Source organism: Dyadobacter sp. (genome assembly GCF_017744695.1).
Taxonomy (GTDB): Bacteria; Bacteroidota; Bacteroidia; order Cytophagales; family Spirosomataceae; genus Dyadobacter.
Window position 1 is genome coordinate 206,557 of sequence record NZ_JAGIAS010000011.1, and the last position, 15,053, is coordinate 221,609.

The 15,053-nt window shown below is 51.2% G+C and carries 11 protein-coding genes; 5 read left to right on the plus strand and 6 right to left on the minus strand.

All coding sequences use genetic code 11. The features are described from left to right. Window positions 1–46 precede the first annotated feature (46 nt). Together J7619_RS30155 and J7619_RS30160 are read left to right on the plus strand one after the other, a co-directional pair. Window positions 47–859: an AraC family transcriptional regulator gene (locus J7619_RS30155; protein WP_291208044.1), complete on the plus strand. Its 813-nt coding sequence runs from the start codon at window positions 47–49 to the stop codon at window positions 857–859. A 76-nt stretch (window positions 860–935) separates the two neighbouring features. After that, window positions 936–1,802: an SDR family oxidoreductase gene (locus J7619_RS30160; protein WP_291208046.1), complete on the plus strand. Its 867-nt coding sequence runs from the start codon at window positions 936–938 to the stop codon at window positions 1,800–1,802. A gap of 90 nt (window positions 1,803–1,892) precedes the next feature. Here the strand turns inward: J7619_RS30160 and J7619_RS30165 are convergent, their stop codons facing one another. From J7619_RS30165 to J7619_RS30190, 6 genes are all read right to left on the minus strand, one after another. Then, on the minus strand, window positions 1,893–2,588 hold the full coding sequence (locus J7619_RS30165; RefSeq protein WP_291208048.1) for a DUF4998 domain-containing protein: 696 nt from the start codon (window positions 2,586–2,588) through the stop codon (window positions 1,893–1,895). Between the two features lie 17 nt (window positions 2,589–2,605). Beyond that, window positions 2,606–3,796, minus strand: coding sequence for a DUF5000 domain-containing lipoprotein (locus tag J7619_RS30170; RefSeq protein ID WP_291208050.1), 1,191 nt, complete (start codon window positions 3,794–3,796; stop codon window positions 2,606–2,608). Window positions 3,797–3,808: 12 nt separating this feature from the next. Next, window positions 3,809–5,725: a RagB/SusD family nutrient uptake outer membrane protein gene (locus J7619_RS30175; protein ID WP_291208053.1), complete on the minus strand. Its 1,917-nt coding sequence runs from the start codon at window positions 5,723–5,725 to the stop codon at window positions 3,809–3,811. Between the two features lie 10 nt (window positions 5,726–5,735). After that, window positions 5,736–9,293, minus strand: a complete 3,558-nt coding sequence (locus J7619_RS30180) for a TonB-dependent receptor (RefSeq protein WP_291208055.1) — start codon at window positions 9,291–9,293, stop codon at window positions 5,736–5,738. 349 nt (window positions 9,294–9,642) lie between these two features. Next, window positions 9,643–10,728 carry a FecR family protein gene (locus J7619_RS30185; RefSeq protein ID WP_291208057.1) on the minus strand — a complete coding sequence of 362 codons (1,086 nt, stop codon included), beginning with the start codon at window positions 10,726–10,728 and terminating at the stop codon, window positions 9,643–9,645. A gap of 89 nt (window positions 10,729–10,817) precedes the next feature. Next, window positions 10,818–11,444, minus strand: a complete 627-nt coding sequence (locus J7619_RS30190) for an RNA polymerase sigma factor (RefSeq protein ID WP_291208059.1) — start codon at window positions 11,442–11,444, stop codon at window positions 10,818–10,820. Window positions 11,445–11,852: 408 nt separating this feature from the next. On the opposite strand from J7619_RS30190, the gene J7619_RS30195 reads away from it, so the two are divergent. From J7619_RS30195 to J7619_RS30205, 3 genes are all read left to right on the plus strand, one after another. Next, on the plus strand, window positions 11,853–12,707 hold the full coding sequence (locus J7619_RS30195; RefSeq protein ID WP_291208061.1) for a hypothetical protein: 855 nt from the start codon (window positions 11,853–11,855) through the stop codon (window positions 12,705–12,707). A 63-nt stretch (window positions 12,708–12,770) separates the two neighbouring features. Further along, window positions 12,771–13,964 (plus strand): winged helix-turn-helix domain-containing protein, encoded by a 1,194-nt coding sequence (locus J7619_RS30200; RefSeq protein WP_291208063.1) that lies wholly within the window; start codon window positions 12,771–12,773, stop codon window positions 13,962–13,964. Between the two features lie 51 nt (window positions 13,965–14,015). Then, on the plus strand, window positions 14,016–14,906 hold the full coding sequence (locus J7619_RS30205; protein ID WP_291208065.1) for an RDD family protein: 891 nt from the start codon (window positions 14,016–14,018) through the stop codon (window positions 14,904–14,906). Window positions 14,907–15,053: the final 147 nt, after the last annotated feature.

Genomic DNA, 15,053 nt, shown 5'->3' on the forward strand with positions numbered 1-15,053 from the left:
GCACCGGGTATATTATCGGATCTTTCGGGCAACGGGCCCTTTGGGAATGGAGCAGGAAAACAGCATTTATACAGAGCAGCGCATCACAGTCCCCAGTGAATTCACGGACGTGTTCACGCATTTTTACATGGCTCAAAACGCCACTGCACTGGATGTTACCAAGGTATTGATACCCAGTTTCCAAACGATTATGGTATTCGGTTTCGGGCCTTCGGTAAGTTTCAAATCCTGTGGCAACAGCCTCGAAGTGCATGAATGTGTGGTATTGGGGCCCATCAAGCAGCCCATCGAATACACGCTGCCGGCAGGCTCCGATTTATTGGTGGCCAATTTCAAAGACGACGCCTTTTACCGTTTTTTTGGACTGGCTGTCCTTTCCGATCAAATCGCCGCGCATCCCGATGAGCTACTGGATGAAAACTGCTTTTCAGCGCTCTGGCTCCGCCTGAAAAATGAACCGGCAGCGGAGCGGGTAAAGCTGATCCTCGATTTTTGCAGGCCTTATCTTCGGCCGAGGCATTTGTCGGCCAGTAGCTTCACGGAAGAGAATGCGGACTACGCGGTTGTCAACCCTATTAAAACCGTGGCGCAGAAAACGGGGCAAAGTGAACGGAATGCCCAGCTTAACCACAAGAAATACTTCGGGTTTACGGCCAAGGAAAAAGGCCGCTATGAAAAATTTTCGAAAGCCATCCAATTGTTGCAAAGCACTTCCGGTAAGGTGGATTGGCTTCAAATCGCGGAAACTTGTGGCTATTATGATCAAAGCCAGCTCATCCGCGACTTCAACCATTACCTCAACCTGAGTCCCCGCCGGTACATTCAATTCCAGAAAGACATCTGCAAAGCCGGCGGCTGACCGGTGCGGTTTTCGTTTTCTTACAATTTTAGCGATGCGGGATCCATGAATTTTGTGCTGTACAAAAAACAACAGTATGAAACAGACCAGCATCTTTCTCACCGGCGCAACAGGCGCGGTAGGATCACAACTCGTTCAACAGCTTTCATCGCTCAATATCGGTTTCAAAGCCCTCGTGCGCACACCAGAGCAAGCCGGGCAACTGAATAAGCTGCCCAATGCGGAAGCCATTATAGGCGATCTGGCCGAGCCGACAACTTTTGAACATGCTCTGACGGGTATTGAAAAGGCCTTCCTTTTGACCAACTCATCCGAACAGGCTGAATCGTTGCAGATGGGTTTCGTGGAAGCTGCTCACAGGGCCGGCGTCGGGCACATTGTCAAGCTTTCCCAATTTGCGGCGGACGAATCATCCCCGGTACGGTTCCTGCGCTACCATGCCCGGGTTGAAAACCGGATCAGGGAGCTAGGCCTTGGGTACACCTTCCTGCGCCCCAATTTATACATGCAAGGTCTATTGGCCTTTAAAGAACAAATTAGATACCACGGCCAGTTTTTCGCGGCGATCGGGCAGGCCCGGGTGAGCCTGGTCGATGTGCGGGATATTGCGGCCATCGCCGCCGTTGCGTTGACAGAACCAGGATACGAAGATCAAATCTACGATATCACCGGTCCCGAAGCACTGAGCCATTATCAACTCGCTGAAACACTGTCACATGTTCTTGGCAAACCGGTCAATTTCATCGACGTATCCCCCGCACAGATGGAGCAGGCCCTCGCCGGAGCCGGATTCCCGGAATGGCAGATAGGCGGCCTGATCGAGGATTATGCGCATTATGCGCGGGAAGAGGCAGCAGCCGTGTCCGACGCGGTCGCCCGCGTTACCGGTCGGAACGCTATTGGTTTCGAGCAGTTTGTAAAAGACCACTGCTTTCTGTTGTAGTAAAAAGTGGGGTTGATTAACTGATAATGACAAAAAGCGCCCAAATCAAGGCGCTTTTTGCAAATCATCCATTGGCCCGTAAACAACCACTCATTCCGGCTTCTTCACCGACATCGTATCGTACCGCGTAACGGTAAAAATGTCGATGGCTTTGCTATCCGGCTTAAATGAAGAGCGGAAATTCAGCAACGTCCCGGGTTTCCAGTCGGGAATTTTACTTTCCTGAACTTGCGGACCAACGAACAGGGATTTGGTTTTCAAATCGGTTGATGTGTATTTAAGTTCTGTGTTGACATTCACTGTATCGGGGGTATTCCAGCTCACTTTCAGCATTTTGAGCGTCGAGTCGTAAGACGCTTCGCTGATGGTGCGGTTCAGCAACCCGTTTTCGTAGTTTGCTCCGAATGTTCTCCCATTGAAACGCAGCGGCACCGAGCGGTTACCCTTCGCATCCAGCGAGTACATTTCGAAGTTATACGATCCTTCCGGCAGCGGATTGATCATAATCCGGACGGTGTCGCCGATCAGGTCGGACGGGACGGCGGCTTCCATGGAATCGGCCTTATTGTTCCAATACAATTTATAGGCCGTGACGCGCGGATCGGCGCTCAGGACCCACAGTAGCTGCGTCCTGTTCCTTCCCGACGCGATCAGCATGGTATCGCCGCGCCCCGGGTATACGATTTCTCCACCTGCCTGGTATTTTTTGAAATCGTCCCAGTCGGTACACGATACCAGCGCACAAACAATCAACAGCAATCCAGTGATTTTATATTTGATAACCATAAAATGTCAGTTTAGAATTATTTGGTATCACCCCAGAAAGTGAGCTCGGTAAAATGGACAAACTTGGTATCCGACCAGTTCTGGTGGATCTGCATCCGTATATAACGGACCTTCGGCGCCGAAAGCGGGAATACAAACTCCTCCCCGGCCGACATGTAAGCAATATCTTCACCGGTATTCACCCCATAAGGGCTCCCCGACGGCTTGATCGACTCACAATCCATCAGCTTGGTCCAGCCATTGAAACTCCCGTCCGGGTTAGGGGCCTTTTCGCTGCCCCACATGGTCCATTTACGCGGGTTACCGTGTTTGTAGAACCAGTCTCCCTGCCGTTGCCATAACCTGAACCGGCTTAGCTTGGCCGTCGTGCCCAGGTCGAATGTGAAGTGGATCGGCATATCGCGGTCGGAGAGCGGGATGGTATGGAAACCCGGCTCGTTCGTCAGATCGTCCCAGAGAAATGGAATGCGCCAGCCGTAACCGCTCTCCTCATCGGTGGGTAGCACGTATTCCCGGAACCGGGTTTTATCCAGTTTCTTTTCAAAAAATGGTTTTACCTCCTTAAAAACGGTGTCGGAGTAATTGTTCCAGCGGTCGCGCACGTACACGCCAAACTTCCTGCTGAGGGTATCGAATCCCCTTGCGGCAAATGAGCCGCCTTTCATTTGCGTGTACAATGTTTCGGTGGGAATGAAATCGCCGTTGTTGTCGGTGGTAATGACCACGATCGCCAGCTTGGCCTCCGACGGGTTATTGAATGCGACATTGAGCCCTCCAAAATCGACGCCCAGTTGCAGCGAGTTAAAAACGGTTTGCACAGGCGGGGCCTGCGGTGCGATTTTCACGATCACCGGCTCCGATTTGTTGTCGCTTTTGTCGACAGAATACAATTTCACCTCATAGTCCCCGGCAGCAGAAAACCCTTCTACGGTCAGTTTGTTGGTATAATGCGATGCCTTTGCTTCGCTGACCTGCTTCGTGGCTTCATTAATGACATATTCCGCCATGACATATTGCAGGTCTTCATCGGCGGGGAGCGAGTAAGTAATTGTCGCACCACCCGGGAAATTGACTACCGAGGTGTTGGTCACCACACCGGGCTTCGTCGCATCCGCGCCCAGGGGTTTGCGGATCTCGTCGGTGTCGGCGCAGGAGCAAATCCACGCCGATATCCATGCAAATGCGAATAATATCTTGATCTTTTTCATAGACGACAGCGTTTACCAGCCTGGGTTTTGAACAAGGTTCGGGTTAACAATGAGAGAGTTTTCGGAGATGGGCCAGAAGTAGTCTTTCAGGCTGAAACTGCTGGTGTAAATCGGTTTCACCCGGTAGTAGTTGACCGCCTCGCGCTGGGCAATATCCCACCCGTTCACCGATCTTTGCAGGTAATTTTCAGCCACCCGCCATCTGCGGAGGTCCCAAAACCTTTTTCCCTCAAAAACCAGCTCGATAAGCCGCTCGCGCTGGATAATTTCACGCAAACCATCCTTGCCGGTGAACTTGGAAGGCTTGCTGGAGTATTTCGTCCACGACTCCACGACCCCTTTCAGACCTGCCCGGGCCCGTACCTTGTCGATCCAACCGTATACTTCCGCGGATGGCCCTTTCGACTCATTCAATGCCTCCGCGTACAACAGGTACAGGTCCGCGAGGCGGATGATCGGGAACGGATAGCCTTCCACATTGTACTGCTGCGCGGGGTCGTTGATCGTATTATTGTAATTAGCCAGTTTTTTAGGCCAATATCCGGTTACGGAATACAGGGAAGCCCCCTGCCTGCCGCCGGTTTGCCCCAGTTTCCCTTCGAGTACCCAGGTATTGTCGTCGTCGTTTTTCCCCTGACCGAACCAAATGCCTCCGTCGAAGCCCAGGTCTGCGTAAAAGCGCGGCTCGCGGTCGAAATTGAGCTGGACGGTCGTATAGCCTTCCTTGATGTAATAGCGTTCGCTTTTCAATGCTTTTCGCAATGCGGTGAAGCGGGTGCCGTATTTGTAGGTTTTATCTTCCTCTATCGGCACGCCGTTGTTGCTGTAAAACATCTCGGCGATGTGCAATGGCGGTGCAAGCATGGAGCCAATGCTTTCATTGGGAATCGTACCGGTAAAGGGGCTTAGCCGTGCCTGAGAGAGCGACTGAAAGCCCCGGCCGCCGCCGCCGGTCGAATTGGAAGCTCCCCAGATGAGTTCGACATTCCATTTGTCGGTCACCGCCGCACGGATCGACATCAGGCGCTGCGTCGAATCGGAAACCTTGGTGGTGACCGAACGGGGCACGAACTCATAAAGCCGGTGTCCGTTTGCCTCGCAGGCTGTAATCGCCTCCCGGCAGGCCTGGGCCGCATGCTCCCATTTTTCGGGGCTCGCTGTGCTGCTGAACAGCGGCTCGTTATCCTTATTCCTGAAATTGGCGTAATTCTGGTTACCATTAAAAAGCGGGCTGGCCGCGGTGGTGAGTATTTCGGCTTTGATCGCCAGCGCGATGGGCTTTGTAATCCTTCCCAGTTCCGAAAACTCGTTGGGTAGAATCACCGGAAGGTCCGCAGCCGCCTCGTCGATCAGGCTTACCGTGTAGTTGAAAACGGAATCGACGTGCTGCCTTTTGACCTTTACCTGCTCCGCCGAAGCTGAAATCGGCAGGTTGTTTTTGATGATCGGGATCGGCCCGTACATCCTGACCAGACAATAATGGTAATAGGCTTTCAGGAATTTCACTTCCGCCACCCATCTTTTCTTCTCAAAATCGGTGAGGTCGCGAACCTTGTCGATGTTTTCCAAAAATATATTGCATTCGCGGAGTGCCTGAAAATATTTACCGTCCCAGTAATTGGCGATCGGTGAAACGATGTTCTGCTCTCCCCTAGCGATCCGGTAAAGGCTGCCGTTGATATTTCCGAGTACGGGATATACCGTCGCAAATTCGTCGCCGGTCAGAAAACCGGGATCAGCCCCTTCGTTACCGAACTGCGGGAGATTGTTGTAGCAGGTAAAAAGGTATTTTTCCGCATCTGCGCGCATTTTGAATGCGTTGTCGATGGTCGCCACGTTGTCCGGGACAATATCGAGGTATTTCCGGCAGCCTGCGGTGGTCAGTGCGAGCATGGCCGCGAGGCAAAAACTGGTGTACAGTAATTTCATAGTATGAAGCTTAGAAATTCATATTCAAACCAATGTTGAAGACTTTCTGGACCGGGTAGCCCAGGCCATTCCCTCCCATTTCAGGATCCCACAACTTGAACTTGCTGAAAGTCAGCAAATTTGTTCCATTGAAATAGACCCTGAAATTGGTCACTTTGAGGTTTTCCAGCACGCGGCCTTTCACCGTGTACCCGGCTTCCAGGGTTTTCAGGCGGATAAATGACCCGTCGCGCATGAACCAGGTGCTTCGTTGGGAATTGTTCTGGTTTTCGACGGTCGACATTCTGGGCCACACCGCGTAGACATTACGGTTCTCCTCCGACCAGTGGCTGTCCGCAAATGCTTTCAACAATGCATTCTCACCGGTCAGCTTAGCCGGAAAAAGCTCGTTATCCCCGTTGTTGTCTTTATTGTAGTCTATAAAAGGAGCGGATGCCACGGGATTGATGAAAAACGACTCCCTCCCCAAGCCCTGGAAAAATACCGAGAGGTCAAACTGCCCGCGTCCGGCCGACAGACCAAAACCGTAAGTAATCTCAGGTGTTTCGGGATGGCCGATCGCCACAAAATCCGCATTGGTAATCTGCCCGTCCCGGTTAATATCCCGGTACTTGATATCCCCGGCGCCATACACCCCGAAATTCTGGCGGGGCGAATTCTTCACATCGTTTTCATCGATAAAAAGTCGTTCGGCGATCAATCCGCGGGGCTGGCTGATCGACTGCCCCACCCTGGACAAATAGCGATCTTTGTAATCCGGCTCTTCAAAAATAGAGAAAACCGAGCGGGCCATCGTCAGGTTACCTCTTGCTACCAGCCAGGCACCGTTTTTGAAGTTCTGGTTGAAATCCACTGCCAGGTCAAACCCCTTCGATTTCGCTTCACCCACGTTGGCCGACGGCGTAACGGCCAGTCCCATGGTACTTGGGATCGACGCCCTTTCCATCAGGATGTTGGACCGGCGTTGCTTGTAGATTTCCGCAATCACATTCAGTTTTTGCATAATCGAAAATTCCAGCCCCAGGTTTGTCTGATAGGATGTTTCCCAGGTAATATCCTTGTTTTCATACCGGCTGATGGACACCCCGTTGCGGGTAATGTTTGAGTTAAAGCCGAATGATGCCCCCCTCGACGAGTTGTTCAGGTTAACTTCGGAAAGAAAGAAAAAGCGCTGGTCGGGCCTTCCGATGGCGTCGTTACCCACCAATCCATAAGAGCTGCGGATTTTGAGCTTGTTCACAATACGCTCCATGGGTTTCCAGAAACTTTCGTTCGATATCACCCATGCCCCGCCGATGGTCGGGAAAAAGCCGAATTGCTTGCTCTTGTGAAACCGCTCCGACCCGTTGTAGCCAAAGTTGAACTCTGCAAAATACCGGTTATCGAACGAGTAGGACAAGCGCCCCGACACCCCGGTGTTCCTGCTTGGAAGCGACTGCTGCAACGATTGCACCTGCCCCGCACTTGAATTATCTTTGAGAATCTGCTGCAAGGTGGTTACCACGGTCGCATTCAATGAATGCACTTCCCTGAAAACCCGCGAGTAATCCAATGTTCCCTGCAAATACAGGAAGCTTTCCAGGTTCTTGGCCCCGGGCTTGTAATTGAGGTACTCGGTCGCAGGTTCGTCGAAGAATTCATTGCTGGCTTGCTGGTTCAACCAATTCAGCGTGTACGTATTGGTTTGTTTATCGTAAGAGCCTGCATGATAAAAATAGGGATTATAGGCCCTCGTGACGTCGAAATAGGACGATCGGTTGATATTCGCCAGGCCCCGTACGCTTAACCCTTTGGTGACGAAGTCAAGCTTCTGGGCCAGTTCAAGCTGCGTGAGCATTTTGGACCTGGAATACTGCTTGTACCCTTTCACCATATCGGCATACGGGTTGAGGTATTGCCCCAGGTCGAAATTTCCGAAAAGGATGTGGTCCGTGGCCTCGTTGGCCTTGTCGGGCGCGTAATAGGCCGGATACGACGTCGGGCTGGTTTTCAGCGCTTTCTGGTAAATGCCGGAACCGCCATCGATCGGGCCGTTGTAGTCGTCAAAGTTTCCGTACAACCGCACGATCAGCTGCGTTTGCGGACTCAGATTGATATTGACATTAGACCGCACCGAATAGCTGTTCAGCTTAACGTTGTTGTTGAAGTTATTCATCTTGTCGACTTTCAGCATACCATTGTCGTTGCTGAACGACGTAGCGACATAGTACTGGGCCACCTCGCCCCCACCCGACACGCTCAGGTTCGCACGGCGGTTCTGTGTGTATTTTTTAAAAAGTACGTCACGCCAGTCTGTCGAAGGATAGATGTACGGATTGTTTCCCTTCCCCGTATTTTCGATCTGGTTTTGCGAGTATTTGATGGCTGCGAGCGGGTCGCGTGTCAGCTGTGCCTCGTTGTACAATTTCATGTAGGTAATCGGATCGGCCAGCTCCACCGTCTGGGTAGGCATCGAAACGGAATTCTCCATACGAAAATTGATCTTCGCCTTACCTGCACGCCCCTGTTTGGTGGTCACGTACACGACCCCGTTTGCGCCGCGCGCACCATACAAGGCCGTAGCACTCGCGTCTTTCAGGATCGAAAAGCTTTCAATGTCATCGGGTTGCAACCGCGCCAGGTCGGTAACCGTAAGCTCCACGTTGTCGACCAGTATCAACGGCGAGTTGTTGTACCCGAACGTGGTGATACCGCGGATAAAAAATGTGGCATTGTCTACGCCCGGTTCGCCGCTGCGCTGGTACCCGATCACGCCCGAGAGGCGGCCCGCAATGGCTGTCGTCAGGTTGCTCGCCGGGATTTTCAGTTCACCCGGACGGATCGTCGTCACCGCCCCCACTACCGCCTCCTTCCGCTGTTTCTGCCCGTAGGCGGTCACAACCACCTCTTCCAATGCCTTGTTATCAACTTTGAGCACCACATTCATGATCGACTGCGCACCTACCTGCCGCTCCTCGGAAACATAGCCTACGAAAGAGAAGATCAGCACCGCATTGTTGTCCGGAATCGCCAGTCGGTAGGTACCATCCGCTTCCGAGGTAGTCCCCTTTTGCGTGCCTTTCAATACCACACTTACCCCTGGCAATCCTTCCCCCTTTTCATCGGTGATCTTACCTGCGATCTGTCGCTCCAATAATGGTTCAACCAGGGTCTCAGGCAGTGCGCCGGTCGGCCCCTTTCCGTCTTCGGGTGCTTTGGAAAGGATAATCTGATTACTCTTCACTACCTGGTAAATGATGTTCCTGGGTAAAAGCACCCGTTTCAAGAGATCTTCCAGCAGTTCGTTCCTCGCTTCCAGGCTGATCTTCTCGTCGGAAGCAACGACCTGTTTTTGGTAGGAAAAAGAAAGGTCCCCCTGTTCTTCGATGTTTTTCAGGACAGTTTTCAGCGAAGCATTCTTAACGCTGATTGTTATACGTTGTTTAAGTAATTCCTGCGAATACGTCGGGGACGCGTAACTCAGCCCGGTTGCCAGTACGGCAATCAAAAATTGTTTCACGGTCATACACAGGAGCTGAAAAACCCTTTTTTCATTTGTAAAAATGCCCATACCTGTTTTGATTTTCATTTATTGAATAGACATCCGGGCCTTCCCGGGCAACCAGTCCGCGGCCGGTCGCATATTCTCTTGTCAGGTAACAACTTCGTTTTCCATCAGTAGATCAGTTAGGTGGTGGTCACAATGCGGTCATTGCGAAAAAAAGACATAGGTATCCCGTGCCGGATCACCGGCAATGGCAATAGAACATGTTTTGCAAAAATGGCCGGCGCGGGAAACCATCCGGCCGTTCTATTTATACAGGTACAGGACTTCGGAAAAACTAACCTCCCCTATTAAATTATTTTTCGATTTTTTATCAATAAATCTTCAAGACGTCCCTCACTGCTTTCGGTCGGGCCCTTCAAGGCCTGTTTCATTAAAAGCACCCCTTCGAATCGACCACGATCTGGGCGTCGATTTCCTTGTAATTACCGCCTATGGTGCGGCAAATCACATCCAGGTTGTCGTACAGCGATTCATTACGGATCGTGGTGGAGATAATGCATTTGGCCAGCAATTCGTGATCGCACAGGATCTGTACGCCGTATATCTTTTCAATTTCCGCAAATACTTCGGTAACGGGAACCTCGTCGAACTTGAACTTTCGGGTATCTGTAATCGGCGCGATGGGTAATGGATCGGGCACGAGGTTTTTGACGAGCGTCTCGCTGTCCCGGTTGAACGTCCCCTTCTGATTAGGCAGCAGCAATAGCCCGGTTGTCTCCGGATCGTCCATCTGGATCCGGCTTTGCTTGTACACCGAGACACGCCCTGTCCTGACATGCACCGTCACATTCTGACTGTTTTCAAATGCCCTGATCTCGAAACTCGTTCCCAGCACCTTGGTCACCGTCTCGTTGGCATAAACCAGGAATGGACGAGCGGGGTCTTTGCTTACGTCGAAGAATGCCTCCCCGCTCAGGAAAACCTCGCGTTTATGTTTTTGAAAATGGGCCGGATAGCTCAGCCGGCTATTCTTACCTAACGTAATAACCGTTCCGTCTTCCAGCCGGACCTGCATGGGTGCCGCGCCCAGGTTCTCCTTTTCAAGAAGCTGGTTTTCGACTTTCGCGTGGGTAAGCAGCTCCTTATAGGTAACCCGCTTCCTGTCCGGGCGCATGGCCTGGAAGATGCCCAATACGGCCACCACCGTTACGCACGCAGCCGCCAGAAACGTCACAAGCAGCTTTCGGGCAGGTTTGGAGCCGACGGGTTCCTCCCGGTTCTCCGCCGACGATTCGATCCTTTGCCACAGTTTCTGCTCATCTATGGAGGGGATCAACTCCTCCTCGGCCCGGTGCAGTTCCAGCACTATTTTCGAGGCTTTTTCGACCACTTCCCGCTTGTCCAGGTTCAGCCGGATAAATTCTTCCCACCACAATGCATCCTTGTCATGCAGCACCCAGCTTATGAAGGAATCATTACCCAAAAGATCCTCGATATTTAAACTTTCATCATTCATGGTCAGGGATAAATGGTACGCGCACAACTAACAGGTACAACAATGGCTGAAAACTAACCTATCATCAGCCATTATTTCTCAAATTCATTTCAAGAAAGCCACAAAGGCAGCTCGCCCAGCGGAACGAGCAGCGACAGGATCGTCAAGTCGCTGAGCCTGGTACGCAGCACGGCATACGATTTATAGAGCAGGTTGCTCACGCCCTGCTTCGAAAGTCCCATCACCGCCGAAATTTCATCAAGCCCCATTCCGTGGTAAAAACGCAGGTTTATGACTTCCTTTTGCCGGTCCGACAGACCTTCAACCGCGCTGCGCACCCGATGGGTACGCGCCTGGGTCTCCTCGGAGTTAATATGCTGCTGCTCACTGGAAAGGGCTACCAGGTAGTCGAGGAAGCCGTCGATATCCTCGGCCTGCTCGAAAACATCGTTTCTGCCATTACGCAAAAGCCGGTTACGCAATGCCCGGAACAGGTAAAATTTGACATTCTCCGCTTCGGTAAGGTGCTCTCTTCTCCTCCAAAGATCAATGAAAAGATCGTGTACGGCATCTTCCAGCAGTTGCCTGTCGGGTGTCAGCCGGTGGCCATAGCTGGTCAGGTTCTTGACATGGCGCTGGTAAAGTGCCTGAAAAGCCTGAATATCCCCTTGCTTGAAACGATGCCAGATATGCAGCTCACTGCTCAAATCTGATTCAACTCTGGTAAAAATAGACATCCCGGTTGGCTTCCGTTGAATAAGTGATGTGACGTTTTTTGACAAAGAAAAGAAAAATCCGAAAAAACCATCTTTGTTTAATTGCAAAAAAAATAAATAATATACAAAACAACCCAGCAAGCCATCGCCTGGAAAGACCCTGAATGCACTCGAACTGCTGTAATCATCCAATGGCCACTGGCACTGGTGAAAGCAGCGTCTCCATATTGAAAGGGGATTCCGTTAAATAACGATAATCTTTATACGCAACACATCGACACGCCGGCTACGGTCATTGGTCTCCGCAAACGTGCCGTCTGTCGCCGGATGTTGGTGCATCAGCGTCAAACCGGTAAACTTGCCGGTACTTTCAAGGGCATTCGCTTTGCATCCCCGGCCCGTTCGTTATCCCAACCAATTTTATCAGCCATGAAAACCGTGCACCAAAGCGCGCTCACCGCAATTTTGTGGGTAACACTCCTTTTTTTCACCGCTTGTTCCAACGACAAAGCAACAGATCCCGAACCGGTACCGGACGGTACCGCACCACCTCCCCGCCATCTGATCCGCGAAATCGATTGGGAAACGTTTGAGTACCAGGGTGCCGTCAGCTACAATTCCGACAGCAGCATTCACCACATCAACTACATAGGCTCCCGCGGCCAGACCGAGCTGAAAACGTATGAATATGTCGGCAAAACCCTCTCGGAAATTAATGTAGCAGGCTCGATATCTAAAAAGCGCTACGAATTCGACCATCAAGGCAGACTCAAAACCATGTATATGATGAAAAAGGAGGCCGGGCCGTACGACAATTCGCAAAAACTCGTGTTCCTGTACGACGACGATGGTATCGTCCGGAAACTGGAACGTTATCAGATCACGCCCGCAGGCACACGGATGGACATCGTGCACCATTACGAATACGACAAGGCCGGTGAGCTGGTACGTGTCCGATCAGAGCAATCGGATGGCTACCAGACGCTTACGAACCTCAAAGGCTTTTCAGCGGAATTCGACCACGATCCCTGGCTCTTTATCGAGGATTTCAGCAACCCGCATTATGCCATCTATAATTTCCCGGTGCTCCACGCTATGAAGGGCCGGCTGCCACTGCAAATTACTTATGAAATACCTGATAAGCATGGCGTATTCAAACCGGAGCGGATCACAACACAGGAGTTTCAGGTAGCGGACAAAAAGATACGGCGCATGAAAGTCACGGTCCGCTATCCGGGGATTCCGCAGGCAGACGACGAATCGGAGGTCAGCTTCAAATACTGAAACGAGCGAAAATCAACGATCCTATTTTGTACTTTCGAAGACTTTTCAAATCGAAAGTACAACATGGAACCTATCAGCCTGACCAAGACCCAAGCCCGAAAGATTATCCTCCATGCCGCCGGACTCGCCCGGAAATCACAGTTCGGGACCGGGATCGAAGCCGTTTACCGACTGATCGACCACCTGGGTTTCGTACAATTGGATACAAACTACGTCGTGGAGCGCGCCCATCATCATGTGATGGCAGCCCGCATCCCCGACTATCGCACCGAATGGCTGGGTCAGCTTTGTGAGGACGGAAGCATCTTCGAGTATTTCACTTCGGATGCGGGCTATCTGCCTATGCATGATTTCCGGTTTTCGTTGCCCGTAAAAAGGGCCTTCAAAACGCAGCGCGCACCGCTTTCCCCTGCGGAAGTCAGGCTGATGAAAGAGATTCTCGACCGCGCGGAACGGGAAGAGTCGCTCATGGTCGGTGATTTTGAGAACGACCGCGTGGAAGCGAGCTCTGGCTGGTGGGACTGGCGACCGGCCAAAGTGGCGCTCGAAAGGCTTTACCTGAACGGCGACTTGATGATCCATCGAACGAAGGGCTTTCAGAAAGTGTATGTACTGCCGGTTAATGTGGTACCCCGCGAAACCGACCTTACCATGCCCGATGATGCAGAATACGCACATTTCGTGATCCGTCGCACGTTGGGCGCACTCGGTATTGCCAACGCCAGGGAGATCGCGTGGCGCGCCCGCCGCGTGAAGGGGAACCTGATTAAGAAGGAGCTGGAAAAAATGGCCCGTTCCGGCGAAGTAATGACCGTAGTCGTCGAAGATCTGAAAGGTCCCCTCTACATGCTCCCCGGGCAGGAAATGAACCCTGAAATATCCAGCGAGGTTTTTATCCTCTCTCCGTTTGACATTTTGAACGTCTTCCGCCACCGCCTGAAAGATTTCTTCGGTTTCGACTACCAGATCGAATGCTTCGTACCCGCCCCGAAGCGGCAATACGGCTATTTTTCACTACCGGTTCTTGCCGGCGAAAAATTCATCGCCAGAATGGATGCGAAGGCAGATCGCAAACAAAAGGTATTGATCGTCCATAACCTGCATTTTGAAGCCGTCGACCTCGACGAGCCGACAATCGAACAGTTTGTCCGGGCCCTCAGAGCATTCGTCAAATTCAATCAGTGCCGGGACATCGTCTTCAAAAAATCCAATCAGGAAGCCTGGCTGGAAACAATTATCGAAGGTTTATCCAAGTAGATTTGGACAAGGAGCTTCATTATGTTTTAATACCACAATAACAACCCTACAATGACTACTATCAGTACAAATTCCCCAATTTCCACGGGTACAAGGCTTGGTTCGATGTTAATGGACTATGTTTTCACGATTATGATCGTGATGGTCTTTGCTGTTCCGGGAATGGTCTCGACTTTCTCGAATGCATTTGAAGTAACGCATGAGCAGGAAAGCTTCGATTTTATGGGCGGATCGTTCTTTTACATCTATTTGATCGGCTTCGCATTGTACTTCTGTAAAGATGGTATCAATGGCCGGAGTTTTGCAAAGCGAATTTTAAACTTGCAGGTCGTCGACAATGAAACGGGCCTGGCAGCAAGTCCCATGAAATGCTTTGTCCGGAATTTACCGCTCGTTTTGTGGCCTGTTGAAGCGATCATCGCGCTCAGTAATACCAGCAGACGACTCGGCGACAGAATTGCCGGAACCAGACTTGAAGTATTTGACAAGACCGTTGAACAGCCAAAAGTTAATTTCGGGCAAGTTCTCGTTCCCGTTTTAATCTCATATGGATTGATGCTGTTGCTCACGTTGCCATTTACGGCACTTACCTCTGCCACTGAACGCCAAAAGGTCAATTATATCGAAGCCTCCTATAATGCGCAGTCGAGCAAGGAAGCTGAAAAACTCTTTGCCGACAGCCTCGGGCAATACCTGACTGCGAGTGTCAGGGCTTACGACCAGATCCGGGACAAACCATTGAAATATGTTTCCGTGATTTTTCAGCTCAACGAAAATTATCTCGGGAATGACCAGAACTTCGGGGAGATTAAATCGATAACCATGCCGATTCTGCTTTCAAAGTTTCCCGAAAAAGCATTTATAGGGCAGATTAAATATGTTTACCGGACGAGTAATAGCATGCAGACGAGGATAGAACGTTTGAATTGGCCACAGAAGTAGCAGGGTTGCAGAAATTGGCTTTGGTTGCGGGTGTCCGTCAGGCCCGATTTGCATTAAAAATGTATTTAAAAAGAATTAAAAGGTAATTAAGACTTGCCTGAGGGGCGTCTGCGTAATATTGGCGTAACATGCGCTGGTGATATTTAC

Bases quoted from the DNA above. Each gene is read 5' to 3' on its own strand.
- J7619_RS30155 (WP_291208044.1), top strand. From the start codon at position 47: ATGGAGCAGGAAAACAGCATTTATACAGAGCAGCGCATCACAGTCCCC.
- J7619_RS30160 (WP_291208046.1), top strand. From the start codon at position 936: ATGAAACAGACCAGCATCTTTCTCACCGGCGCAACAGGCGCGGTAGGA.
- J7619_RS30165 (WP_291208048.1), bottom strand. From the start codon at position 2,588: ATGGTTATCAAATATAAAATCACTGGATTGCTGTTGATTGTTTGTGCG.
- J7619_RS30170 (WP_291208050.1), bottom strand. From the start codon at position 3,796: ATGAAAAAGATCAAGATATTATTCGCATTTGCATGGATATCGGCGTGG.
- J7619_RS30175 (WP_291208053.1), bottom strand. From the start codon at position 5,725: ATGAAATTACTGTACACCAGTTTTTGCCTCGCGGCCATGCTCGCACTG.
- J7619_RS30180 (WP_291208055.1), bottom strand. From the start codon at position 9,293: ATGAAAATCAAAACAGGTATGGGCATTTTTACAAATGAAAAAAGGGTT.
- J7619_RS30185 (WP_291208057.1), bottom strand. From the start codon at position 10,728: ATGAATGATGAAAGTTTAAATATCGAGGATCTTTTGGGTAATGATTCC.
- J7619_RS30190 (WP_291208059.1), bottom strand. From the start codon at position 11,444: ATGTCTATTTTTACCAGAGTTGAATCAGATTTGAGCAGTGAGCTGCAT.
- J7619_RS30195 (WP_291208061.1), top strand. From the start codon at position 11,853: ATGAAAACCGTGCACCAAAGCGCGCTCACCGCAATTTTGTGGGTAACA.
- J7619_RS30200 (WP_291208063.1), top strand. From the start codon at position 12,771: ATGGAACCTATCAGCCTGACCAAGACCCAAGCCCGAAAGATTATCCTC.
- J7619_RS30205 (WP_291208065.1), top strand. From the start codon at position 14,016: ATGACTACTATCAGTACAAATTCCCCAATTTCCACGGGTACAAGGCTT.